This is a genomic window from Pedococcus sp. P2_E2, assembly GCF_056403955.1.
Window position 1 is genome coordinate 37,941 of sequence record NZ_JBFUEM010000001.1, and the last position, 23,934, is coordinate 61,874.

Below are 23,934 nucleotides of genomic sequence, written 5' to 3' on the forward strand. Positions count from 1 at the left end.
ACAGCGCACCCCGCACCGTCCGCAGGGTGACCGGTGCGTGAGATTCCGCGTGCTCCGCGGGCCTCTCGCCTAGGGTTGCGCCATGCCGCTGGACTATCCGATCCACGAGAAGACACTGGCCAACGGCCTGCGGGTCGTCGTGTCGCCGGACGCCTCCGTGCCCACGGTGACCGTCAACATCTGGGTGAACGTCGGATCGCGGCACGAGCTCAGCGGACGCACCGGCTTCGCCCACCTCTTCGAGCACCTGATGTTCCAGGGGTCACGGCACATCGCCAGCGGTGAGCACTTCACCCGGCTGATGGCCGAGGGCGGTCGGCTCAACGCGACGACGTGGTTCGACCGCACCAACTACTTCGAGACCGTCCCCAAGGGTGCCTTCGAGCTGGCCCTGTGGATGGAGGCAGACCGGCACGGCCACCTCCTCGACGCCGTCACGCAGGAGAACCTCGACAACCAGCGCGACGTCGTCAAGGAGGAGAAGCGCCAGCGCTACGACAACGTGCCCTACGGCACGGCCCTGATCGAGGTGTATGCCGCGGTGTTCCCTCCCGGCCATCCCTACCACCACCCCACGATCGGGTCGATGGAGGACCTCGACGCCGCAAGCCTCGAGGACGTTCACGCCTTCTTCCGTCGTTTCTACGGGCCGAACAACAGTGTGCTGACCCTCGTCGGTGACCTCACTGCGGACGAGGGTTTCGCGGCAGCCGAGCGCTACTTCGGCCACCTCCCGGCGTCCGCGGAGCCCGCCCGGCCCCCCGTTGCCCCGCTGGCCCCGGTCAGCGAGCCGGTGCGGGTCGACCGGCCGGGCAACGTCCCGAACGACCGGATGCACATCGCCTTCCGGCTCCCGGTCGACAACACCGACGAGTTCTTCGCGGCGGGACTGGCCATCGACGCCCTCGGAGGCCTGTCCACCTCGCGCCTGGTGCAGCGGCTGGTCAGGCGTGAGCAGGTCGCCAACGCGGTGCAGGCCCACGCGATGGGGTTCGTCGACGGGGTCTCGCTGGGCTTCTTCGTCATCGACGTCGCTGACGGCCAGGACCCCGAGGCCGTGGAGGCTGCGGTGGTCGAGGAGCTGGTGCGGTTCGCGGCGGAGGGTCCGACCGACGTGGAGATGGAGTCCGCGATGGCGCAGTCAGAACGCTCGTGGCTCTCTGCCCTCGCCGGCCAGGAGGAGCGGGCCGACCTGATCAGCCAGCACGTCCTGCTCCACTCTGACGGACAGTTCGTCAACACCTTCCTCGACCGGATCGGGGATGTCGGCGTCGAGGACGTGCGCGCCGCCGCAGCCAGGTGGCTGCGGCCCGAGAGTCGCGTCGTGGTGCGTCACCTCGCCGTCCGCGACGAGGAGGAGGTGGCATGACTTCGGTGAGTGGGACTGCCGACCGGCTCGAGGACCGGACCCCGCCACGCCCGGAGGTGCACCCGCCGGAGCGGTGGCGTTTCGCCACGCCGCAGCGGCACGTCCTGGCCAACGGCATCGAGCTGCTGAGCTATGACATCCCCGGTCAGTACGTCATCTCCGTGCGCACCGTCCTGCCCTTCGCGCTGTCGGTCGAGCCGCGGCTGGTCGAGGGCGTGGCCACCATCATGGCTCGGCTGCTCGACGAGGGCACGGCGGAGCATTCGCCCGAGGAGTTCGCAGAGTTGTTGGAGCGCAAAGGGATTGCGCTCGGTGCGTCGGTCACCGACGGTGGCCTCGGAGTCGACCTCGACGTGCCCAAACGTCGCCTCGGCGACGCCCTGGACCTGCTGCGGCAGGCCCTCGCCGAGCCGGTCTTCCCCGAGCCCGAGGTGGACCGGCACCGCAAGACCCGGCTTGCCCAGATCGAGCAGGAACGCGCCCTCGCCCCACAACGGGCAGCCCAGGAGTTCATCGCCACCCACTTCGACGAGGCGGACAGGGCGTCACGGCCCACGGCGGGGACGACGGCCAGCATCACGGCGTTGACCCGCCAGGACATCGTGGACTTCCACGCCGAGCGCGTCGGGCCCACGGGGATGACGGCCGTCATCGCCGGCGACCTGTCGGGCCTCGACGTCCGCGACCTGGCCGAGACCACGCTCGGCACGTGGGTCAGCGCGACCCACGTGCCGTCGCCGGGGCCGACCGAGGCCCGTCGCGCGGCCGACGCCGCGCGCGTCGTGCTCGTCGACCGACCCGGCTCGGTCCAGAGCGAGCTGCTGGTGGGGTGGACGGGCCCGGACCGTCGCGCACCGGGCGGCTGGGCGGCATACCCCGTCCTCGGTTTCATGGTTGGTGGGTCGCCCAACGCCCGCGTCGACGCGGTCCTGCGCGAGGAGAAGGGCTACACCTACGGCATCCGCTCGGTGTTCCGGCCGCGCCGCGTCGGCGGGCTGTTCCTCACGTCCGGCTCGGTGCGGGCCGATGCGACCGTCGAGTCGGTGCGGTTGCTCCTGGACCTGCTTGCCTCGGGGCGCGAGGGGTTCAGCCCCGAGGAGGTTCAGGCCGGGGTCGACTTCATCAGCAAGACCGCTCCGGGGCGCTTCGCCACGGCCGATGCCGTCGCCGACGAAGCCGCGACCATGGCTCTTGACGGACTCACCACGGACTTCACCACCCAGACGCTCGACGCGATGCGCGACCTCGACGGTGAGCGCCTGACGGCGGCCTACCGCGACTGGGTCCAGGGGGAGTGGACGGTGGTCATCGTCGGCGATGCCAGCACGTATGCCGACGGGGTGCGTGAGCTGGGGATCGGCGACGTGACGGTCGTCCCCGCCTGAGCGACGCTCAGACGCGGGCGTCCGTGCCCAGTCGGGCCAGGACCTCGTCGTGCAGCAGGCCGTTGGTGGCGACGGCGTTGCCGCCCCACGGTCCGTCCTTGCCCGCCAGGGACGTGAACCGGCCGCCGGCCTCCGTGACGATGGGGACCAGCGCCGCCATGTCGTAGACGGCGAGGTCGGGTTCGGCGGCGATGTCCACCGCGCCCTCCGCGACGAGCATGTAGGACCAGAAGTCGCCGAACGCCCGAGTCCGCCAGCAGGCATCGGTCAGCTCGAGGAACTCCTCCTGCCGGTCGAGGTGCCGCCAGCCCTTGAGGTCGGAGTAGGAGAACGACGCGTCCGACAGGTTCGAGACGGCGGAGACGTGGATCTGCTTGGCCGCGGAGAGGCTGCGGCCCGACCACGCGCCGGACCCGTTGGCTGCCCACCAGCGCCGGCCGAGGGCCGGAGCGGCCACGAGGCCGAGCACCGGCATGTCGTTGTCGACCAGCGAGATCAGGGTCGCCCACGCGGGTACGCCGCGGACGAAGTTGTGCGTCCCGTCGATCGGGTCGATGACCCAGCGACGGGGGCCGTGCCCGGTGGTCTCGAACTCCTCGCCCTCGACGGCGTCACGGGGGCGGGTGCGCTTGAGCTGCATGCGCACCATCTCCTCGGCAGCCTTGTCGGCGTCACTCACCAGGGACAGGTCGGGCTTGGACTCCACGACGAGGTCGTGGGCGCGGAACCGGGCCATGGTGATCCGCTCGACGGCGTCCGCCAGGACATGGGCTAGGCGCAGATCATCGTCGTAGGGCACCTTCCCACGCTAGCCCGTCGGCTGGTCGGGACGCGGGACGCCACGTCGCCCGGCGGGGGCGAGGGCCTCTCCGGCAGGTGCGACGGCATCTCCCGGCAGGTGCGAGGGCGTCTCCCAGGCAGCCTGGGGCGACCTCTGGGCGTAATACACGAAACACCATCAAATGGCAGCAAAAGCCACTTCGACCGAAGATCTGCTCTCAACTGTGCTGCGGGACGATCACGTTTTTGTCTCGGGTTGGCCCAGAGCGTCGCCTTTGCTCCCTCCGTGCTCTTTCATAGGGGCCACAACACACGAACGCCCTGTGCGTTACAGGGCTGCGCCCAAATCGGTGCACAGCCCGGAACGACCGCTCATCATCTGGGCGGCAGACCCTAAGTAGGAGGACGTCAATGCGAGGAACTACTCGCACGGTGGCCATGGTTGCTGGAATCTCGTCCGTCGCGCTGCTCGCTGCAGCTTGCGGTGGCGGGAACAGCAAGGATGACACCAGCTCCAGTGCCGGCGGCAAGGCCGGCGGTACTGTCACGGTCCGCGGGTGCAACCCCCAGAACCCGCTCATTCCGAGCAACACGACCGAGACCTGTGGTGGCAACGTGCTTGAGGCCATCACGGCCAAGCTCGTGCACTACAACGCCGAGACCGCTGCCCCCGAGAACGACATCGCGGACAAGATCGACTCGACGGACAACCAGAACTTCACCGTCACCCTGAAGAAGGGCTACAAGTTCTCGGACGGCACCGAGGTCAAGGCGCACAACTTCGTCGACGCCTGGAACTACGCCGCCTACGGCCCGAACGCCCAGTCCTCCGGCTACTTCATGGAGCCCATCGAGGGCTTCGGTGACACCCAGTGCACCGGCACCGGCGACGACCCGTGCAAGGGCTCCGGCAAGGCCAAGGCCGACAAGCTCACCGGTCTGGTGGTGAAGGACGACTACACCTTCACGATCAAGACGACCGAGAAGGTCTCCAACATGGCCGTCCGCCTGGGCTACTCGGCCTTCGCGCCGCTGCCGGACTCCTTCAAGGCCGACCCAGCCGCCTATGGCGAGAAGCCGGTTGGCGCTGGCCCGTTCAAGCTCGACAGCTGGACCAAGAACACCGAGATCAAGCTCAGCAAGAACGCGAGCTACTCGGGCAAGTTCCCCGGCAAGCTCGACGGCATCACGTTCAAGATCTACCAGGACGAGGACGCCGCCTACAACGACGTCATCGCCAACCAGCTTGACGTGACGGACCAGGTCCCCTCGTCCGCGATGATCGATGACAAGTACAAGACCGACCTCCCGGACCGCAACTCGCAGAAGTCCGTCGGCGTCATCCAGACCATCACCTTCGCGCCGACCAAGGTCGACCCGAACTACTCTGACCCGAAGATCCGTCAGGCCATCTCCATGGCCATCGACCGTCCGACGATCATCAAGCAGATCTTCAACAACACGCGTCAGCCCGCCACCGGCTGGGTCTCCCCGGTCGTTGACGGCTACAAGGCCAACCAGTGTGGCGAGTGGTGCACGTTCGACGCCGCCAAGGCCAAGGCCAAGCTCGACGAGGCCGGTGGCTTCAAGGGTGGCAAGATGACCCTCGCCTACAACGCTGACTCCTCGCACAAGGCGTGGACCGAGGCAACCTGCAACTCGATCAAGGGCGCCCTCGGTGTCGACTGCGTCGCGACCCCGGTCGTGGACTTCGCCACCTTCCGCACCCAGATCGCCAGCCGCAAGATGAAGGGCATGTTCCGCACGGGATGGCAGATGGACTACCCGTCCATCGAGAACTTCCTCGCCCCGATCTTCAAGACTGGTGCCTCGTCCAACGATGGTGACTACAGCAACCCCGAGTTCGACAAGCTCCTCAACGAGGCTGCTGCCCAGACGGACCCGGCTCAGGCCAACGCCAAGTACCAGGAGGCCGAGGCACTGCTCGCCAACGACATGCCGGCCATCCCGATGTGGTACTCGACGGCCACCTTCGGCTGGTCCAACAAGGTCACCGGCGTGAAGATCACCGCATTCGGCACGATCGACTTCGAGAGCCTCTCGCTCAAGTAAAGTCGCCCGGACCGCCCACCTCACCGGTGAGCGAATCCAGATAGCGTCGTCGGCCTGCCGGCCCAGTGCCGGCAGAAACGACTATGTTGTGACAAGCACGGGCGCGCACGTCTGGCCCCGCACGGCTTGTCCAGCCACGCCACCCGGGAACACCCCACCCGACGGCGTCATAGAGAGGGAGGTGACGTGTACAAGTACATCCTTCGGAGACTTCTCCAGATGATCCCGGTGCTGCTTGGATCCACGTTCATTATCTTTGCCATGGTTTTCGCCCTGCCCGGAGATCCCACAGCTGGCATGTGCGGTGAGCGGCCCTGCGCGCCGGCCTTCGTGGCCAAGTTCCGGGCCGAGCACAACCTCAACGACCCCCTGCCGACGCGCTACGCCAAGTACATGGGCAACATCGCCCAGGGCGACCTCGGCACCACCTTCCGCAACATCAAGGTGGCGGACGAGCTCAAGCAGCGTTACCCCACCACCGCCAAGCTGGCTGGCATGGCGATCCTCTTCGAGACGCTGATCGGCGTCATCGCGGGTGTGCTGGCGGGGATACGCAAGGGCAAGTTCATGGACAACCTCGTCCTCGTGAGCACCCTGTTCGTCATCGCCATCCCCATCTTCGTCATCGGCGCCACGCTGCAGTACTACCTCGGTGTCAAGTGGGGCCTTCGACCAGTGACGGTCTCGTCCGAGGCGACGTTCAACGAGCTGCTGCTCCCCGCCTTCGTGCTCGGTAGCGCCTCGATCGCCTACGTCGCCCGACTGACCCGCACCAACCTGGTGGAGAACCTGCGCGCCGACTACCTGCGCACGGCCATCGCCAAGGGACTGACCCGTCGGCGGGCCATCGGCCTGCACGCCCTGCGCAACTCGCTGATCCCGGTCGTCACCTTCATCGGCGCCGACTTCGGTGGTCTCCTCGGTGGCGCCATCGTCACCGAGCGCATCTTCAACATCCAGGGCGTGGGCGGCTACCTGTTCACCGGCATCCACAACCGCGACGGCGTGTCCGTCGTGGGGACGGTGACGGTCCTGGTGCTGGTGTTCCTGCTCGTCAACCTGCTCGTCGACCTCTTGTACGGCGTGCTCGACCCGAGGATCAGCCATGACTGAGGCATCGACCATTGCCGTTGGCGCCGAGACCGGCGCCGGCGCCGCAGGGCACGACGAGGCGCGTTCGCTCACCTCCGACGCCTGGCGCTCGCTCAAGAAGAACCCCATCTTCTGGGTCTCGATGGCCCTCATCGTGGTGTTCCTGCTGATGGCCGTGTGGCCGGCGCTGTTCACCAACGTCGACCCCGCCGCTGCTGTGCTCAAGGAGGCGCGTCAGCGTCCCAGCGGCAGCGCTTGGTTCGGTCGCGACATCCAGGGCTACGACATCTACTCGCGCACCATCTACGGTGCTCGTGCGTCGATCCTCGTCGGCGTCTTCGCGTCGATCGCGACCGTGCTGATCGGTGGTGCCATGGGCATCGTCGCCGGCTACTACGGTGGCTGGCTGGACGCCCTGGTGTCCCGTGTCACGGACATCTTCTTCGCCATCCCGCTGCTGCTCGGCGGCATCCTCTTCATGGCGACGTTCCCCAACGACGTGAACTCGCCCTACCTGCTCGTGGTGGGCAAGGTCGTGCTGGTGCTGTCGATCTTCGGCTGGCCGGGACTGGCGCGCCTCATGCGGTCCAGCGTCCTGCAGGTCAAGCCCAACGACTACGTGCAGGCCGCCCGCGCCCTCGGAGCCACGCCGTGGCGGATCATCCGTGCGCACGTGCTCCCGAACGCACTGGCGCCGATGATCGTCGTGGCGACCATCAACCTGGGTGTGTTCATCGCCGTCGAGGCGACCCTGAGCTTCCTCGGCATCGGGTTGACCCCGCCGGCGATCTCGTGGGGTGTGGCCATCTCCGACGCCATCGTGGCGCTGCGGACGACCCCGCACATCCTGTTGTTCCCCAGCCTCTTCCTGAGTCTGGCGGTGCTGGCCTTCATCATGCTCGGCGACGCCGTGCGCGATGCCTTCGACCCGAAGTCGCGCTGAGCGGGAGAGACGACACATGACAACCTCTGAAACCATGGCCCGGGAGTCTGCGAAGTCCTCCGGCCAGACCTACGCCCCCCAGGACGGGCTGCTGCTGGAGGTGGAGGACCTCCACGTCGAGTTCCACACCCCCGACGGCATCGCCCGGGCGATCAACGGCGTCAACTTCGACCTCCACGAGGGCCAGACCCTGGCCATCCTCGGGGAGTCCGGGTCGGGCAAGTCCGTGACCGCGCAGGCGATCATGGGCATCCTCGACATGCCGCCGGCAGTCATCCCCAAGGGCCAGATCCGCTACTGCGGTCAGGACCTGCTGACGATGCCGGACGAGCAGCGTCGCCGCACCCGTGGCCCGGAGATCTCGATGGTCTTCCAGGACGCGCTGTCCTCGCTGAACCCCGTGTTCCCGGTGGGGTGGCAGATCGCGGAGATGTTCCGCGTGCACCGCGGCATGAACAAGTCCGACGCCCTCGAGCGTGCGGTCAAGCTCATGCAGCGGGTCCAGATCCCGGCGGCCAAGGAGCGCGTGGGGGCTTACCCCCACCAGTTCTCGGGCGGCATGCGCCAGCGCATCATGATCGCGATGGCCATCGCGCTCGACCCGGCGGTCCTCATCGCCGACGAGCCGACCACCGCCCTGGACGTCACCGTCCAGGCGCAGATCATGGCCCTGCTGCAGGAGCTGCAGGAGGAGCGCCAGATGGGGCTCATCCTGATCACGCACGACCTGGGTGTGGTGGCGAACGTCGCCGACAAGATCGCGGTGATGTATGCCGGTCGGATCGTCGAGCGCGCGGACGTCTACGACCTGTACCGCCAACCGGGCCACCCCTACACCAAGGGCCTGTTGGAGTCGATCCCGCGCCTGGACCAGAAGGGACAGCAGCTCGCTGCCATCGGTGGCCTGCCGCCGAACCTGATGCGGATCCCGGACGGGTGCGCCTTCAACCCGCGGTGCAAGTTCGCCCAGGACGTGTGCCGCGAGGACCGTCCTGCCCTGCTCGAGGTCGCTCCCGGCCGAGAGAGCGCCTGCCACTTCGCCGAGGAGGTCCTCCATGGCTGAGGCCATTCTGACTGCGACCGACCTGGTCAAGTACTACCCCATCAAGGGCGGCGTGCTGCGCCGCACCGTGGGTCACGTGAAGGCCGTCGACGGCGTCAGCTTCGAGCTCCTCAAGGGCGAGACGCTGGGCATCGTCGGTGAGTCCGGGTGTGGCAAGTCGACGCTCGGCCGCCTGCTGATGCGCCTGGAGGAGCCCACTTCGGGCTCGGTCGTGTTCGACGGTGTCGACATGTACGCGCAGAAGGGTCGCGCGATGCGCAAGCTGCGTCGCGACATCCAGATCGTGTTCCAGGACCCCTACACCTCGCTCAACCCTCGCAAGACGGTTGGCGACATCGTGGGGGAGCCGTTCGACATCCACCCCGATGTGGTGCCGAGGAAGGGCCGCCGCAAGGCCGTTCAGGACCTGCTCGACCTGGTGGGCCTCAACCCCGAGCACATCAACCGCTACCCACACCAGTTCTCCGGTGGACAGCGGCAGCGCATCGGCATCGCCCGAGGGATCGCCCTGAACCCGAAGGTGCTGATCTGCGACGAGCCGGTCTCCGCGCTCGACGTGTCGGTGCAGGCCCAGGTCGTCAACCTGATGGAGAAGCTCCAGGACGAGCTCGGCCTGTCCTACATCTTCATCGCGCACGACCTGTCCGTGGTCCGGCACATCTCGGACCGCGTCGGCGTCATGTACCTCGGCAAGATGGCAGAGCTGGGCGAGGAGGACGACATCTACGGTCGTCCCACCCACCCCTACACCCAGGCCCTGCTGTCGGCGGTCCCGGTGCCCGACCCGACCCTGCGCGACAAGAAGGAGCAGATCGTCCTCAAGGGCGACGTCCCCTCGCCGGCCAACCCGCCGTCGGGCTGCCGGTTCCACACCCGGTGCTGGAAGGCGCAGGACAAGTGCAAAACCGACATCCCGATGCTTGAGCTGCGCCCCGACGGCGCGGGAGAGCACCTGTCGGCCTGCCACTTCGCCTCGCCGCGCGAGATCATCGAGACCGTGGACGTCTCCGGCGCAGCCTCGGTCACGTTCGGCTCGGGTCTGCGCGACGACTCGTCGCTCGAGCCCGTGGGTGACGGCCCGACGGACTCCTGACCGCGAGCGCACAGCACACGACGACGGCGCCGTTCCCCACCAGGGGGGCGGCGCCGTCGCCGTCCCCTCCTCAGAGACGCCGGTTGAGGGAGAACACGCGGCCCAGCAGCGGCATGAGCACGATGTTCAGGCCGTGCAGGATGCCGATGATCAGGAGTATGCCGCCGAGCCGGCCGAGCTCGAACGTCACCTGTTCTGCGGTGACCTCCTGGCTGATCGCGTTGTGCCAGCTCTCCTGTGGGGCCACGTGCAACGAGAACAGGATGTAGGCGGCGAAGATCAGGTAGTAGACGATGTCGGTGAGCACGATGTAGCTCTTGCCGGTCAGCGGGTTGTCGTGGAAGACGTCGGCAGCGTAGGCCCGGCCGAACCGCTTGATGAACGGGCCGAGCCACAAGGCGATGCCGAGCAGGGCGAGGTTGGTCCCCACCTCGAGAATCCACCAGGGCATGTGCAGTCCTCTCTCGTCTCTGGGGGTGAGGGTCAGCAGGGTGGTCACGGAGCCGGCCAGGGCCACGACCCAGGCCGCGCCGACCCGGCGGACCCGCCGTCGCCGGGCGCGGTCGTGGTCGATGCCTTCGACGACGCGTGCGAACAGGTCGGGGGAGGGGGCGTGCACGCTGCCCTCGGCGGTCAGCGCATCATGGAGGCGATCTTCGAGCGCGCTCATCGCGTCTCCTCCAAGGTGGCAGCCAGGGACCTCAGGCCGCGCTGCAGATGGGTCTTGACCGAGTTGGGTGAGAGCCCCAGGGTCCTGGCGATCTCCTCGACGGACAGCTCGAGGTAGTACCTCAGAGCCACGCAGTCCCGCTGTCGCCGGGGCAGGTCGTGCAGTGCTGCGACCACCTCGAGGCGCGACTCACGAGAGGCGGCGGTCTCCTCCGCCGAGGGCTCGTCCGGTATGGCCGGGGGCCGGTGCCGTAGGGACACCAGGCCGCGCCGGTTGTGATCGCGCGCGAGGTTGATGACGATCGAGCGCAGGTAGGCCGCGGCTCGCTCGGGGTCGCGGATGCGCTGGGCGCTGCGGGACAAGCGGATGAACGCCTCCTGGACGAGGTCCTCGGCCGCGGTGCGGTCCTGGACGAAAAAGCGGGCGAGGGTCACCAGTCGTGCGCCCTCGGCAACGAACAGGGCCGAGACCAAGGCGTCGACGTCGGCCTGCGCCGTCGACTCCCCGATGCTCCCYGTCAGCATTCCCACGGACTCCATCACCTAAACAGACGAACGAGCAGAGGCGTTGGGTGACAACCAATTTCGATGATTTCAGTGTCACCCGCTGCGCCGTTGTGCCGCGTCAGTCAGGTGTCAGCACCACAGTTTCACAAGCGTAAGGAGAGCACCATGGAACATTCGCAGTCATCACCTCTTTGGCGGAGGTCTGCCACAGCCGTGGCGTGTGCCGCGGTACTCGGCGTCGGCGCCGCGGTGGCACCGGCCATCGCGGGGGTGGCCTTCAACTTCAAGAGCGACCTGCGTGACTCCGCGCCCGCCGCCACCGGACCGTTCGACGGAGCGCGCGCCAAGCTGACGCTGGTCGCCACGGACTCCACCAAGGCGGTGTTCGTCGTGCACGGCGTCGACCCGGCTGTGGCCGGACGGACCTTCGGTGCGCACCTGCACGTGGGACCGTGTGTCGCGGGCAGCGGCGCGTCAGCACTGGGGCACTACAACCACTCGACCACGAGCCCGCTGACGGTCAACGACCAGACCGAGATCTGGCTCGACTTCACCGTCGATGACGAGGGCAACGCCCAGAGCTCCGCCGCAGTCGACTGGGCCCCGGTGCCCGGTGCCCGCTCGGTCGTCATCCACGCGAACCCGACCGCACCTGACGGCACGGCTGGGGCAAGGCTCGCGTGCCTGCCAGTGGAGTGGTGATGACAGTGCTCTCACGGCACGCGGTGCTCCGCACCGCCCTCATCGGCTTCGGCCTGGGGGCGGTGTGGGGTGTGGCCGCGAGGGTGTGGATGCGACTGGTGTCGACGAGTCCTGAGTTCAGCTGGTCCGGCACCCTCATGATCGTCCTCTTGGGCGCGGTCTTCGGGCTGCTCGTCGGCCTCTCGTGGCTGGCTCGTCACGCGACCGGGTGGCGACGGTGGTTGCGGTTCCTGTTCGTGCCAGGGCTGATCCTGTTCGCCGGACAGGGCTTGCCGTTGGCGCCCGGGTTCCTCGTCGCGGGGCCGCTGTTGCGTCGTGGCGGACCGTTGGCGCGGCTGGGGGCCATCGTGGCGATCGTCGGGCCGGGCGTGTTGCTCTGGTGGTCGGAGCGCCTGAACGAAGAGACGATGCTCAGTGCTCCACTACACGTGCAGATCGGCCTGCTGATCGGAATGCCTGTGGTGGCAACGGTATTGGCGCTTGCCGGCCATCTGGTCATGGGACCTCTGGCAGACCGCGGTCACTCGCCGTCGCCCGAGCGTGCCCGCAGCAGCCGACGCAGGGACTCCAGCCTGGAGGTGCCCGCAGGCCCGGCCTGACCTGAGGCCACCCAGGCGTCGAGGGCGCACTCCTCCTCGTCGTGGCCGCAGCCGCGGGGACACTGCGCGGTGCCGGGCTCGAGGTCGGGGAAGTGCTGGATGATCCGTGCGAGGTCGACGTGGGCCAGGCCGAACGACCGCACCCCGGGGGTGTCGATGACCCACCCCGCCTCGTTCGGCAGTCGCAACGCGACGGCCGAGCTCGAGGTGTGGCGGCCGCGACCGGTGAAGTCGTTGACGATGCCCGTCGCTCGGCGGGCGTCCGGGACCAGGCCGTTCACGAGGGTCGACTTGCCGACTCCGGAGTGCCCGATGAAGACGCTGATCCGGTCGAGGAGCTGCTCGTGCAGCAGTTCCAGACCCTCGAAGCCGGACTCCCCGGTCGCGGTCACGACGTAGCGGACGTTGAGCGGCGCGTAGTTGGCGAGAAAGGCGTCGGCGTCGGCGAGGTCGGCCTTGGTGAGCACGAGGAGGGGGTCGAGGCCGGCGTCGTAGGCGGCGACGAGGCAGCGGTCGATCATGCGCGGGCGCGGCTCCGGGTTGGCCAGCGCGGTGACGATCACGAGCTGGTCGGCATTGGCGACGATCACTCGCTCGACGGGGTCGGTGTCGTCCGCGGTGCGTCGCAGCACCGAGCGTCGAGGGGTGAGGCGGACCACGCGGGCCAGGCCGTCAGGATTGCCCGAGGTGTCACCGACCAGCTCGACCTCGTCACCGACCACGATGCCCTTGCGCCCCAGCTCGCGTGCCTTCATGGCGGTCACGATGCGCTCTGCCGAGGCCTTCCCACCTCCGCCCTTGCCACCTCCGCCTTTGCCACCGCCGCCTTTGACACCAACGCTTTTGCCGCCGACGCCATTGCCTACGAGGACCGTGTAGCGACCCCGGTCGACGCCGATGACGAAACCCGGGACGGCGTCCTCGTGGGCGGGGCGATCCTTGGACCTCGGGCGTGAGCCCCGCTTGCTGGGACGGATGCGGACATCGCTCTCGTCGTAGTCCGAAGTGCGCCGACTCATGGCGTGAGGCCGTCGGGGTCGACGAGGCCGTGCCAGAGCTCGACGAACTCGGGGAGGGTCTTGGCGACCGTGTCGGGGTCCTCGACGACCAGGCCGGGAGCCCGAAGGCCCAGGAGGGCGCCGGCCATGACCATCCGGTGGTCGGCGTAGGTGTGGAACAGCCCACCGGTCAGGGGCCGCGGCGTGATGCGTAGGCCGTCCTCGGTCTCGCTCACCTCGGCTCCGCGGTCCCCGAGCTCGCGCGCCAGTGCCGCCAGCCGGTCGGTCTCGTGCCCCCGGATGTGGGCGACTCCGCGGATGACACTGGGTGAGTCGGCGAGGGCTGCGAGTGCTGCGATGACCGGCGTGAGCTCGCTGGCGTCGTGGAGGTCGATGTCGATGCCGTTGATCTCGCCGGTGCCCGACACGGTGAGCCCCTCGCGGGCGAGCGAGACGTCGGCGCCCATGGTGTCGAGGATGTCGCGGATCGCGTCACCGGCCTGGGTGGTGTGCTGCGGCCAGCCCGGCACGGTGACCCGGCCGCTCGTCACCAGGGCCGCGGCGAGGAAGGGTGCGGCGTTCGACAGGTCGGGTTCCACCTGGACGTCGAGCCCGTTGATCTCGGACGGCTCGACCCGCCAGGTGTTGGCGTCCCCGTCGTCGACGATCGCCCCGGCGTCGCGCAGGGTCTCGACCGTCATCTCGATGTGCGGCTCGGAGGGCACCGGCTTGCCGGCGTGGTGGATGGTCACCCCCCTGTCGTAGCGGGGACCGGCCAGCAGGAGTGCCGAGATGAACTGCGAGGAGGAGGAGGCGTCGAGGGTGACCGAGCCGCCCGGCATCTGCCCGGTGCCGTGGACCGTGAACGGCAGGGTGCCGCGTGCCTCGTCCTCCACCTGGGCCCCGAGGACGCGAAGCGCCTCCAGCACCGGGCCCATCGGACGCACGCGTGCCTGCTGGTCGCCGTCGAACGTCACGAGTCCGCGGGAGAGCGCCGCCACCGGCGGCAGGAAGCGCATCACCGTGCCGGCCAGGCCGCACTCGATGTGCGCGCCACCGTCCAGGGTTGCGGGCGTGACCACCCAGTCAGGCGCGGTCGCACCGAGCGCCACAGCGTCCTCGACCTCTGCCCCGAGGTCGCGCAGGGCCTGCGCCATGAGCAGCGTGTCGCGGGAACGCAGCGGCCGACGAAGCAGGGACGGACCGTTCGCCAGCGCCGCGAGCACGAGGAAGCGGTTGGTCAGGGACTTGCTGCCGGGCAGGGTGACGTCCGCGTCGACCCGTTGCCGGGCTGCGGGGGTGGACCAGCCAGCGAGGTGGGAGACGGAGCCCGTGGCTCCGGCGTGCGATGGGTCAGGTGAGGGCATCGTGGGCCTGGGATGCGGCCAGCCTGGCCTCGCGGCGCGCAGCACGGGTGGCGTACCTGGCCTCGCGCTTGGCGCGTTTGGCGGTGCGCTTGGCGGTGTCGCCCGCCAGCCCTGCGCGGTAGACCAGTCCGGGCCGGCCCTCGGTGTCGACGCTGGCCAGCAGCAGGCCGCCGATGAGCCCGAGGTTCTTGAGGAAGTTGATCCGCTGGGCGCGCTTGACCGCGGGGTCGGTCTCAGCCCAGAACTGGTGTCCCACATAGGTGGTCGGCACCATGGCACCGACGAGTGCCAGCGAGGCGAGCCTGGGCACCCGACCTGCGGCGAGGAGCGCTCCGCCGCCGACCATGGTCGCGCCGTTGGCGCGCACCAGGAGCTCGGGGTCGTTGGGCAGACCCAGCGGGGCGAGCCGCTCGGCGAGGGGCGCGACCTTGGGCGTCAGCGCCGAAGGGTGCCGCAGCTGCTCGAGTCCCTGGACGACGAAGATCGCGGCGAGCAACGGTCGGGCCACGCGGCGGACGACGGTCATGTTCACTCCTGGCTGGTGCGGGCTGGGTGCGGGCTGGTGTGTGCTGGGTGCGGGCTGTTCGCAGTCGTCTCCCTTCTTACCGTATGGGCAGGTCAGCGTCCCTGCGTACCCTGTCCACCATGTGCGGCCGATATGCAGCCACAGCCAACCCCGACGAGCTCGTCGAGGAGTTCGAGGTCGACCAGGACCGGACGGCCGAGCCGGCCAGCAGCATCCTCAAGAACCCCCAGTCGCCGCCGGCGGGCACCCCCGACTTCAACCTGGCGCCGAGCAAGCAGGCCCCCGTGGTCCTCACCCGCCTCCCGCGCGACACCGCGGAGGAGTATGCCGGTGACCCGGCGCCCGTGCGCCAGCTGCGGTTGCTCACGTGGGGCCTGGTGCCCAGCTGGGCCAAGGACACCAAGATCGGCACGCGGATGATCAACGCGCGGGCGGAGTCGGTCCTGGAGAAGGGGTCGTTCGCCAAGGCCGCTGCGTCACGTCGCTGCCTGGTGCCGGCCCAGGGGTGGTACGAGTGGCAGAAGTCCCCGGTGAGCACCGACGCCAAGGGGAACCCGCGCAAGCAGCCCTTCTACATGCACCGGGCAGACGGCGACGTGGTGGCGTTCGCCGGGCTCTACGAGTTCTGGCGCGACCGCGAGATCGCCGACTCCGACGATCCAGAGGCGTGGCTCACGACCTTCACCATCATCACGACGGAGGCCGAGGCCGGGCTGGACCGGATCCACGACCGGCAGCCCCTGGTGCTCGAACGCGAGGACTGGTCGACCTGGCTCGACCCGTCGATGAGCGACCAGGACGAGGTCGCGCGGCTGCTGGCGTTCTCGGCGCCGGGGCGGTTCGAGGCCTACCCGGTCGGAACGGCCGTGTCGTCCAACCGCAGCAACGGTCCGCAGCTGATCGAGCCGGCGGGGCTCGACGAGCTCGACGGCGTGGTCGACCCCATGACCGGCGAGATCATCGGGGGCCAGGCCCCGCCCACGGCCGACGAGACCAGTGGGGGACCGAACCCGGCATGAGCACCACCCGAGTCGTCGAGGTCGAGACCCCACTGGGACCGGCGCGCGCGCACGTCACCCGACCACCGCGGGCGCACGGCTCGGTCGTGCTCACCCACGGCGCCGGGGGCAGCATCCGGGCCGGCGACGTGACAGCCGTGGCAACCGGCCTCGTCGAGGCCGGTTGGGCTGTTGCCCTGGTCGAGCAGGCCTGGGTCGTCGCCGGGCGCAAGATGCCGCCACCCCCGGCCACCCAGGACCCGTCGTGGCTTCCGGTGCTCGCCCACCTGACCGCCGGGCGTGGAGCCCTGCCGAGACCGCTGGTCGTGGGCGGCAAGAGCAACGGGGCCAGGGTCGCGTTCCGGACCGCCCACGCGGTGGGCGCCGACGCCGCGCTGGCGCTGGCCTTCCCACTCCACCCGCCGGGCAAGCCCGAGCTGCCGCGGGCCGAGGAGCTGCGCGCGCCCGTGCCGCACGGCATACGGCTGCATGTCGTCCAGGGCGAGACCGACCCCTTCGGCACGCCCGCTGAGGTGCGCGCCGAGCTGCCCGACCCGTCCTGGGTGAGCGTGGTCAAGGGTGGCCACGGCTTCACCAGGAAGCCGGACGACCTGGTCGCAGCCGCCCTGGCCTTCGTGAACTCACTGGGTTAGAGCGCGCCCCCGGCGGCGGTCGGCGCAGACGCGTCCTTGCCTCCGTCGCCCACGGCCTCGCGGGCGAGGTGGTCCTCGATCTGGAACCAGTCGTCACCGGCGCGCTCGGCGATGGTCAGCAGGGTGTTCATCGCCGCGACCTCCTCGACCTGCTCCTTGAGGAACCACAGCATGAACTGCTCGCCGAGCACGTCGCCCTCGGCGCGTGCCGCCCGGAAGAGCGCCTCGATCTGGCCGGTGACGGCCTTCTCCTGGGCCAGGGCCAGCTTGATCGGCGCGGTGAGCGCGTCGAAGTCGTTGCGGACCTCGTCCACGCCGGGCACGGCCACGGCCCAGTCCCTGTCGAGCATGTACTGGACCATCATCATGGCGTGGTTCCGCTCTTCGACGCTCTGCAGGTAGAAGTGCGTGGCCAGCCGGGGGAGGTCGTGGCCGTCGAACCAGACGGCGATCGCGATGTACTGCTGGCTGGCGGTGAACTCGTGGCGAACCTGCTGCGTGAGCAGCTCGACGAACGAGGCTTCGGAAGGGCGCTGCATACCGGAAACCGTAGTGCCTGGGAATGTCGGCGCGAGGCGCCCCGTTGGACCAAGGGACCGACCGCGACGCGGTCGAAACCCACCCGATGCACCACCAGGAGTCCGCCAGTGCCCGTTCTGACCGTGCAGCCCGTCGGCGACGTCGCGCTCGCCGCGCCTGTCGCACTGGGCTTCTCCGCACCGACCGACAAGCCGGCCACGGCCGATGCCGGGCTAGGCTGGAGGGCAATGACTGAGACACCTGCCACCGACACCATCATCGACGAGGCCACCCCTGACGCCACCGTCGACGTGGCGAGCGAGACCCCTGCCGAGCGGCAGTCGCGGTTCGAGCGCGAGGCGATGCCGCTGCTGGACCAGCTCTACTCAGCGGCGCTGCGGACCACGCGGAACCCGGCCGACGCCGAGGACCTGCTCCAGGAGACCTACACCAAGGCCTTCGCCGCCTTCCACCAGTACCGCCCGGGCACGAACTTCAAGGCGTGGATGTACCGCATCCTCACCAACACCTACATCAACACCTACCGCAAGAAGCAGCGCGAGCCGCTGCAGTCCGATGCCGCCGAGATCGAGGACTACCAGCTCGCGCGTGCCGAGTCGCACACGTCGAGCGGGTTGCGATCGGCCGAGACGGAGGCGTTGGACCACCTGCCCGACACCGAGGTGAAGAGGGCACTGCAACAGCTGCCGGAGGACTTCCGGTTGGCGGTCTACCTTGCCGACGTCGAGGGCTTCGCCTACAAGGAGATCGCCGAGATCATGGATACCCCCATCGGGACGGTCATGTCGCGGTTGCACCGCGGCCGACGCCAGTTGCGGGAGTTGCTGACGGAGTATGCCGCCGAGCGCGGCTTTGCCACCCAGGGAGCGGACTCATGAGCTGCGAAGGTCAGGGAGCGGGAGAAGTGGCGGGCTCGGACTGCTCGGAGGTCCTGCACCGCGTCTACGAGTACCTCGACGGTGAGATGACGCAGGACGACACCGTCAAGATCAAGCACCACCTCGACGAGTGCGGGCCCTGCCTGCAGGAGTACGACCTGGACCAGGCACTCAAGGCGCTGGTCAAGCGGTCCTGCGCCTGTGAGGAGGCTCCCGTGGAGCTGCGGACCCAGATCATGGCCAGGATCACCACGATCCGCTACGAGATCTCGGAGTAGCCGACAACGGCGGCGCACGACGAAGGGGCGGTCGAACCAGAGCGGCGCTTGCGGGCGCGCTTGCTCATGGGAGTCACTCCGTCAGTGGTGGTGTGGCGCGTTACGCACCGGGTGCGGGGCCAGTCTCTCACAGACTAGAGGTGACAACGTGCCCACGGAAGATAACCGGGTGACTTGCATGCAAACGCGGCCCAAAGGTGTGAACCAACGCTGGCAAACGTGCGATACGACCTTCAAGGTTTGGCAAAGAAGAGGCAAGGAAAGTCCCAAGCGTGCAGGTTGACCGGCATCATAGTCCTGTCACCGACCCGCACCCCTGGCGGCTAGGGACAACTGATGGTCTGAAGTAACCGAACGTATGAGTCGGGCATCAGACAGAAGGAGCACCGCCATGAAGGCGATCACCACCATCTTCGAGTCCATCCTCTCCGGCAGCGACAACATCGTCTGGGCCCCCGAGGACGTCGACTCCGCCACCGGCATGACCTCCGTGTGGAGCTGGGGCGGCTGACCCACCCCGAGTGCCGCCCGGGCCTAGATTGGTGCCGTGAGCACAAGTCCTGACCCGGGAGCGTCTCAGCGCAGACTGCACAACCGCGCGACCATCATCTATGTGGCCGTCGTCGTTGCCCTCGCGATGGGCCTTGCGTCGATCGGTTGGCTGGCCACGGGTGAGCTGGGTGACATCTACGCAGTGTGCGTCCTGTCCGGCCTGGGCATTACCAGCTGGTTGCTGCGCGAGATCGATGTCGGTTCGCGCATCCAGCTGTCGTTCCTGAGCATCATCCTGCTCACCTCTGCCGTCGTGGTCGGCCCCGTGGGGGCAGCCATCGTGGGCGCCGCCGCCGCTGTGGTCCAGAAGGAGTCACAGCCGGTCATCGTCCGACTGTTCAACGTCGCCCTCTGCAGCTCGATCGGATCCCTCGGTGGTCTGGTCTACGTGTGGGCCGGGGGGCTGAGTGATCCCGGCGACACCGACTCGGCCGGTCGCATCCTGCTCCTGGTGGGGCTGCCCCTCATCGTGGCCGACGTGGCCCAGTGCCTGCTCAACGCCGCACTGATCTCCGGTGTCGTGAGGTTCTCCGCCGGAACCCCGATGCGCACCCAGTTCTTCAAGCTGCTCACCACCTCCGGCGCCGCCTACATCGGGTACGGCGTGATCGGCTTCCTCTTCGTGGTGCTCTGGCTGCCGGCCGGCGTCGGCTGGTTCAGCGCCGTCCTGGTCCTTGCGCCCCTGTTCGTCGCCCGCTGGGCGTTCGTCCAGTACGGCGATGAGCTGCGTGCCCACGACCGCACCCTGCGAGCCCTGGTGACGGCCGTCGAGACCAAGGACCCCGCCAACAGCGGTCACAGCGATCGCACCGCCCAGCTCGCGCAGTGGCTCGCCGAGACCCTTGGCTTGGGGCACAAGGAGATCCAGGACGTCCGGACGGCGGCGATGCTCCACGACATCGGCAAGGTGTGCGTGCCCAGCAAGGTGCTCCGGGCTCGGCAGCCGCTGACCGACGACGAGCTGGTGGTCCTTGCGGAGCACGCACTCAGCGCCGTGGAGCTCGTCCAGGGGATCGACTTCGTGGCGGGCTCGGTGGACGGCATCGCCCACCACCACGAGCGGTTCGACGGCCGCGGCTACCCCGCGGGGCTCAAGGGTGAGGACATCCCCCTCACGGCGCGACTGGTAGCGGTTGCAGACACCTTCGACACGCTGACCACCTCCCGCACCTACCGTGCTGCCGTCGACGTGGACGCCGCGCTGGAGATGGTCGCCGCCCGCGCCGGCACGCAGTTCGACCCGGCGGTCGTCGACGCTCTCAGGCGCGTGCTCGCCCGGCACGTGTGGACCATGACCGAACGCACCCCCGAGGAGCTCGCGGGCGCGACGGTCACCCTCGACCACGACGAGCCCGAGGTCTCCGACCTCTTTGCCCAGCGCCACGACCTCAGGGCCAAGGTCAAAGGAGCGACGGCCTCCGTGGCCATGCCGGTAGGAGGGGCTCTGTGACAACCCTGCGGCGGGTCACGGTCGACCTCCGGTGGCCACTGGTCCTGCTGGCCCTCTTCGTGGTCGGCGAGGCCTTCGTGTCCGGGCGTCAGGAGCTGATGTCCCTCCGTGGCACCTCGCTGGTGTCGGTCTCCCTGTTCTGCGTCGCCATCACGCTCGGTGAGACGGCCCGACTCCGGATCCTCACGGGGCGCGAGACCGCGCCGATGTCCACCGCGGCTGCCCTGGGGCTCGCGCTGTCCTCGATCCCTCAGCCCGGTGGATCGCACCTGAGCGCTGCCCCGGTGGTGCTGGTGGTGGCTGTCGCCATGATCGTGGGAGGTGTTGTCCTGCGGGTGTCCGGCGCGACCGTCTCCTGGGTGGAAGTCTCTGCGCGGGTCGCAGGCGTGTCCCTGGCCCCGGTGCTCTACCGCGGTGTCCAGTTCGACGGCCAGACCCTGGTCGAGTGGCAGGGCACCTGGGCCGGCCAGCGCTGGCTGGTCGGCGTCGTGATGCTGCTGGTCGGTGGCCTGACCATGGTCGCCCAGCTCACCCTCGAGGCCGCTGCGCACGCCGGACGCGACCACGCGCCCCTCATCCCCGCCGTCATCGACGAGGTCAGGTCGACCCTGGCCCTCGGCACTGCTCTGGTCACCTCGGGCGCCCTGATCGCGCTGGCCGACGTGGCCATCGGGATCGCGGCCCTGCCGCTGTTCCTCTTCCCCCTGGTCCTGACGTCCTTCGCGGTGCAGCGCAATGCCAGCATCCGCACGACCTACCGCCAGACGATCGGGGCGTTGTCGTCCCTGACCGACCGGGCCGGCTACACCACCTCCAACCACGCCCAGCGGGTCGCGGACGTCTCCCTGGCGATCGGACGGGACATGGGCATGGGCCAGCGCGAGCTCACGGACCTGGAGTATGCCGCCCTGCTGCACGACCTGGGACAGGTCGCCCTCCGCGAGCCGATCCCGGCAGGGGCGACGGTGATGGCCGCTCCCGCGGACCAGCAGCGGATCGCCCACGACGGCGCCGAGATCGTCCGGACCACCGGTGTGCTCGACAGCGTCGCCGCGATCCTGGAGGCGCAGACAACGCCCTACCGGCAGGTGCGCGAGTTCGGCCAGGACCTCCCGATGTCCAGCCGCATCATCAAGGTGGCCAACGCCTACGACGACCTGTGCGACGCGGGTGGGAGCGACCACAGGGCGATGGAGCGGATCCACCTCGGCCTGGGCTACGAGTACGACCCCCGGGTCGTCGACTCGCTCACCCGGGTGCTTGAACGTCGACGAGGACGGTCCGCCGCAAGCGGTTCCTGACCCGCGGCATACCCGGTCGTCCTGGCCGTGGCCTCAGGGATGACGTTGGGGCGCAAGCGAATCGGGCGGTGCCGAGACCGTGGCGAACCGGTCTCGACACCGCCCGATGCGGTGGGTGTGCGCAGCTCCTAGGGCGTGCCGGTGGTGAGGTGCGCGTCCATGGTGAGGTTCTTCTCGACGCGGGGGTCACCGGCGTCGGCGAAGTAGTCGCCCTTGATGGTGTCGTCCGTGCCCGGGTCGACCTTGAGGGCCCGGAGGATCAGCGTGGCGACGATGGCGATGACCAGGTTGATCACGAAGGCCGTCATCGCGATGTAGCCCATCTTGCCGAGCATGGGGATCATCGCCAGGGAGCCGCCGAAGTGGCCCTTGGTAGTCGGGTTGATGACGTTGTAGGCAGCGATCGTGCCGTAGACCATGCCGACCGCCCAGCCGCCGAGCAGCGCCCACCGGTGGAACCAGCGCGTGTAGAGCCCGAAGACGATCGACGGGAGCGTCTGGAGGATCCAGATTCCGCCGAGGAGCTGGAAGTTGATCGCGTTCTGCTTGTCCAGGGTGAGGACGAAGACGAGCGCAAAGGCCTTGACCAGCAACGAGACCAGCTTGCCGACCTTGGCCTCCTGCGCGTGCGTCGCGTCGGGCTTGATCCAGTCGCGGTAGATGTTGCGCGTGAAGGTGTTGGCTGCCGCGATCGACATGATGGCTGCCGGGACCAGTGCTCCGATCGCCACCGCGGCGAAGGCCACTCCGGCGAACCAGCTGGGGAACTTGTCCTCGAACAGCTGGGGGATGACCAGCTGCGCGTTCGGCTTGCCGTCGAGGCCGATCGGCTTGGTGCCGGCGGCGATGGCCACCCAGCCGAGCAGGGCCAGCAGGCCGAGCACGAAGGAGTAGGCCGGCAGGATCGAGGCGTTGCGGCGGATCGTGTTGCGGCTCGAGCTCGACAGGGTCGCCGTGATCGAGTGGGGATACATGAACAGGGCCAGAGCCGAACCGAACGCCAGGGTCGCGTAGGCCCAGTACTGCTGGCTGTTCGGGATGAACGCACCCGTGGGCTTGGCGGGGTTGGCGACGCTCGGCTTGGCCATCTTGGCCTCCGCGGCGCTGAAGACGTGGTCCCAGCCGCCAACCTTCGACGGGAGGTAGATGACCGCGACGATGATGACGAGGTAGATCAGCGCGTCCTTGACGAACGCGATGATGGCCGGCGCCCGCAGACCGCTGGAATAGGTGTAGGCAGCCAGCAGGGCGAAGGCGATGAACAGCGGCAGGTCCTTGGCGAGGGCGTTGCTGCCGCCGACGCCGGCGACCTCGAGGACGGCCTGGATGCCGACGAGCTGAAGGGCGATGTAGGGCATCGTCGCGAGGATCCCGGTGATCGCCACCGCGAGGGACAGCCCCCGCGAGCCGTAGCGGCCCTTGACGAAGTCCGCCGGGGTCACGTAGCCGTGCCGGTGGCTCACCGACCAGAGCCGAGACATGAAGATGAAGATGATCGGGTAGAGCACGATCGTGTAGGGCACCGCGAAGAACCCGCTGACCGAGCCGAGGGCGAACATCGCCGCGGGCACCGCGACGAAGGTGTATGCCGTGTAGAGGTCACCTCCGAGGAGGAACCACGTCACCCAGGTGCCGAATCGTCGGCCACCCAGGCCCCACTCGTCCAGGGACTCCATGCTGTCGGCCTGACGCCAGCGAGAGGCCCAGAAGCCCATGCCCGTGACGAGGGCGAACAGCACGATGAGGACGGTCAGGGCGACCCCGTTGACCCCGGTGTTTGCTGCGGCGGGTGCGAGGGCGCTCATCGGCCGGCCTCCCAGCTGTCACGGCGGGCATCGTTGCCGCGGTCGTCGCCGGTCATCGGGCGGTGGGGGCGGGCCTTCAGGACCAGCTTGTACGCGGTGAACGTCAGCGCCGAGCACAGGAAGACCCACAGGAACTGGTACCAGATGAAGAAGGGGAAGCCCCAGAGCTCGGGGTCCTTCTTCGCGTAGCTGCCCACCCAGAGGAGGGCGATCATCGGGATGGCCAGCAGCACGCCGGCGATGGCCAGCAGTCCCTTGTTGGCCGGGGGGACGGTGTCGTGGTCGACAGCGTTGTCGGTACTCACCTTCGGAC

Annotated in this window: 24 protein-coding genes; 15 read left to right on the plus strand and 9 right to left on the minus strand. The window is 68.7% G+C overall.

Going from position 1 to position 23,934, the window contains the following annotated elements:
- The first annotated feature begins 82 nt into the window (after window positions 1-82).
- On the plus strand, window positions 83-1,369 hold the full coding sequence (locus tag AC1DWR_RS00155; RefSeq protein WP_477623223.1) for a M16 family metallopeptidase: 1,287 nt from the start codon (window positions 83-85) through the stop codon (window positions 1,367-1,369).
- Entirely contained in the window at window positions 1,366-2,754 is a 1,389-nt protein-coding gene (locus tag AC1DWR_RS00160; protein WP_477623224.1) for a M16 family metallopeptidase, read from the plus strand. The genes AC1DWR_RS00155 and AC1DWR_RS00160 overlap by 4 nt, the downstream gene beginning before the upstream one ends.
- A 7-nt stretch (window positions 2,755-2,761) precedes the next feature.
- Here the strand turns inward: AC1DWR_RS00160 and hisN are convergent, their stop codons facing one another.
- A complete protein-coding gene (hisN, locus tag AC1DWR_RS00165) occupies window positions 2,762-3,553 on the minus strand; it encodes a histidinol-phosphatase (protein ID WP_477615925.1) in 792 nt (263 codons plus the stop codon).
- Window positions 3,554-3,945: 392 nt separating this feature from the next.
- Between hisN and AC1DWR_RS00170 the strand changes: the two genes are divergently transcribed.
- The 5 genes from AC1DWR_RS00170 to AC1DWR_RS00190 all read left to right on the plus strand — a co-directional run bounded on the left by AC1DWR_RS00170 (window position 3,946) and on the right by AC1DWR_RS00190 (window position 9,798).
- A complete protein-coding gene (locus AC1DWR_RS00170) occupies window positions 3,946-5,607 on the plus strand; it encodes a peptide ABC transporter substrate-binding protein (protein ID WP_477615926.1) in 1,662 nt (553 codons plus the stop codon).
- Between the two features lie 186 nt (window positions 5,608-5,793).
- Window positions 5,794-6,720 carry an ABC transporter permease gene (locus tag AC1DWR_RS00175; RefSeq protein ID WP_477623225.1) on the plus strand — a complete coding sequence of 309 codons (927 nt, stop codon included), beginning with the start codon at window positions 5,794-5,796 and terminating at the stop codon, window positions 6,718-6,720.
- A complete protein-coding gene (locus tag AC1DWR_RS00180; RefSeq protein WP_477615928.1) occupies window positions 6,713-7,642 on the plus strand; it encodes an ABC transporter permease in 930 nt (309 codons plus the stop codon). The genes AC1DWR_RS00175 and AC1DWR_RS00180 overlap by 8 nt, the downstream gene beginning before the upstream one ends.
- 34 nt (window positions 7,643-7,676) lie before the next feature.
- Window positions 7,677-8,705, plus strand: coding sequence for an ABC transporter ATP-binding protein (locus tag AC1DWR_RS00185; protein ID WP_477615993.1), 1,029 nt, complete (start codon window positions 7,677-7,679; stop codon window positions 8,703-8,705).
- Window positions 8,698-9,798, plus strand: coding sequence for an ABC transporter ATP-binding protein (locus AC1DWR_RS00190; protein ID WP_477615929.1), 1,101 nt, complete (start codon window positions 8,698-8,700; stop codon window positions 9,796-9,798). Before AC1DWR_RS00185 ends, AC1DWR_RS00190 begins: the two co-directional genes overlap by 8 nt.
- Window positions 9,799-9,868: 70 nt before the next feature.
- Here the strand turns inward: AC1DWR_RS00190 and AC1DWR_RS00195 are convergent, their stop codons facing one another.
- Window positions 9,869-10,468: a hypothetical protein gene (locus tag AC1DWR_RS00195; RefSeq protein WP_477615930.1), complete on the minus strand. Its 600-nt coding sequence runs from the start codon at window positions 10,466-10,468 to the stop codon at window positions 9,869-9,871.
- Window positions 10,465-10,992: an RNA polymerase sigma factor gene (locus AC1DWR_RS00200; RefSeq protein ID WP_477615994.1), complete on the minus strand. Its 528-nt coding sequence runs from the start codon at window positions 10,990-10,992 to the stop codon at window positions 10,465-10,467. Before AC1DWR_RS00200 ends, AC1DWR_RS00195 begins: the two co-directional genes overlap by 4 nt.
- Before the next feature lie 147 nt (window positions 10,993-11,139).
- Here AC1DWR_RS00200 and AC1DWR_RS00205 point away from each other — a divergent pair, with 147 nt between their 5' ends.
- Together AC1DWR_RS00205 and AC1DWR_RS00210 are read left to right on the plus strand one after the other, a co-directional pair.
- On the plus strand, window positions 11,140-11,676 hold the full coding sequence (locus AC1DWR_RS00205) for a hypothetical protein (protein WP_477623226.1): 537 nt from the start codon (window positions 11,140-11,142) through the stop codon (window positions 11,674-11,676).
- Entirely contained in the window at window positions 11,676-12,275 is a 600-nt protein-coding gene (locus tag AC1DWR_RS00210) for a hypothetical protein (protein ID WP_477623227.1), read from the plus strand. The genes AC1DWR_RS00205 and AC1DWR_RS00210 overlap by 1 nt, the downstream gene beginning before the upstream one ends.
- Here AC1DWR_RS00210 and rsgA read toward each other — a convergent pair.
- From rsgA to AC1DWR_RS00225, 3 genes are read right to left on the minus strand one after another with little or no spacing between them, the layout of a single operon-like run.
- A complete protein-coding gene (rsgA, locus tag AC1DWR_RS00215) occupies window positions 12,197-13,294 on the minus strand; it encodes a ribosome small subunit-dependent GTPase A (protein ID WP_477623228.1) in 1,098 nt (365 codons plus the stop codon). The two genes, AC1DWR_RS00210 and rsgA, sit on opposite strands and share 79 nt — an antisense overlap.
- A complete protein-coding gene (gene aroA / locus AC1DWR_RS00220; protein WP_477623229.1) occupies window positions 13,291-14,640 on the minus strand; it encodes a 3-phosphoshikimate 1-carboxyvinyltransferase in 1,350 nt (449 codons plus the stop codon). Before aroA ends, rsgA begins: the two co-directional genes overlap by 4 nt.
- Window positions 14,627-15,166, minus strand: a complete 540-nt coding sequence (locus tag AC1DWR_RS00225; protein ID WP_477623230.1) for a DoxX family protein — start codon at window positions 15,164-15,166, stop codon at window positions 14,627-14,629. Before AC1DWR_RS00225 ends, aroA begins: the two co-directional genes overlap by 14 nt.
- 119 nt (window positions 15,167-15,285) lie before the next feature.
- On the opposite strand from AC1DWR_RS00225, the gene AC1DWR_RS00230 reads away from it, so the two are divergent.
- Both AC1DWR_RS00230 and AC1DWR_RS00235 read left to right on the plus strand, forming a co-directional pair.
- Window positions 15,286-16,185 (plus strand): SOS response-associated peptidase, encoded by a 900-nt coding sequence (locus AC1DWR_RS00230; RefSeq protein ID WP_477623231.1) that lies wholly within the window; start codon window positions 15,286-15,288, stop codon window positions 16,183-16,185.
- Window positions 16,182-16,817, plus strand: a complete 636-nt coding sequence (locus AC1DWR_RS00235) for an alpha/beta hydrolase family protein (protein WP_477623232.1) — start codon at window positions 16,182-16,184, stop codon at window positions 16,815-16,817. The genes AC1DWR_RS00230 and AC1DWR_RS00235 overlap by 4 nt, the downstream gene beginning before the upstream one ends.
- On the opposite strand, the gene AC1DWR_RS00240 is transcribed toward AC1DWR_RS00235, so the two are convergent.
- Complete coding sequence (locus AC1DWR_RS00240; RefSeq protein WP_477623233.1) at window positions 16,814-17,356, minus strand: ferritin; 543 nt, start codon at window positions 17,354-17,356, stop codon at window positions 16,814-16,816. The genes AC1DWR_RS00235 and AC1DWR_RS00240 overlap by 4 nt on opposite strands.
- Before the next feature lie 228 nt (window positions 17,357-17,584).
- On the opposite strand from AC1DWR_RS00240, the gene AC1DWR_RS00245 reads away from it, so the two are divergent.
- From AC1DWR_RS00245 to AC1DWR_RS00260, 4 genes are all read left to right on the plus strand, one after another.
- On the plus strand, window positions 17,585-18,235 hold the full coding sequence (locus AC1DWR_RS00245; RefSeq protein WP_179420630.1) for a sigma-70 family RNA polymerase sigma factor: 651 nt from the start codon (window positions 17,585-17,587) through the stop codon (window positions 18,233-18,235).
- Entirely contained in the window at window positions 18,232-18,513 is a 282-nt protein-coding gene (gene rsrA, locus AC1DWR_RS00250; protein ID WP_477615940.1) for a mycothiol system anti-sigma-R factor, read from the plus strand. The genes AC1DWR_RS00245 and rsrA overlap by 4 nt, the downstream gene beginning before the upstream one ends.
- 547 nt (window positions 18,514-19,060) lie before the next feature.
- A complete protein-coding gene (locus AC1DWR_RS00255; RefSeq protein WP_477623234.1) occupies window positions 19,061-20,515 on the plus strand; it encodes an HD-GYP domain-containing protein in 1,455 nt (484 codons plus the stop codon).
- Entirely contained in the window at window positions 20,512-21,816 is a 1,305-nt protein-coding gene (locus AC1DWR_RS00260) for an HD-GYP domain-containing protein (RefSeq protein ID WP_477623235.1), read from the plus strand. The genes AC1DWR_RS00255 and AC1DWR_RS00260 overlap by 4 nt, the downstream gene beginning before the upstream one ends.
- 128 nt (window positions 21,817-21,944) lie before the next feature.
- On the opposite strand, the gene mctP is transcribed toward AC1DWR_RS00260, so the two are convergent.
- Complete coding sequence (mctP, locus tag AC1DWR_RS00265; RefSeq protein WP_477623236.1) at window positions 21,945-23,621, minus strand: monocarboxylate uptake permease MctP; 1,677 nt, start codon at window positions 23,619-23,621, stop codon at window positions 21,945-21,947.
- A complete protein-coding gene (locus AC1DWR_RS00270; protein WP_477615944.1) occupies window positions 23,618-23,926 on the minus strand; it encodes a DUF3311 domain-containing protein in 309 nt (102 codons plus the stop codon). The genes mctP and AC1DWR_RS00270 overlap by 4 nt, the downstream gene beginning before the upstream one ends.
- Between the last annotated feature and the right edge of the window lie 8 nt (window positions 23,927-23,934).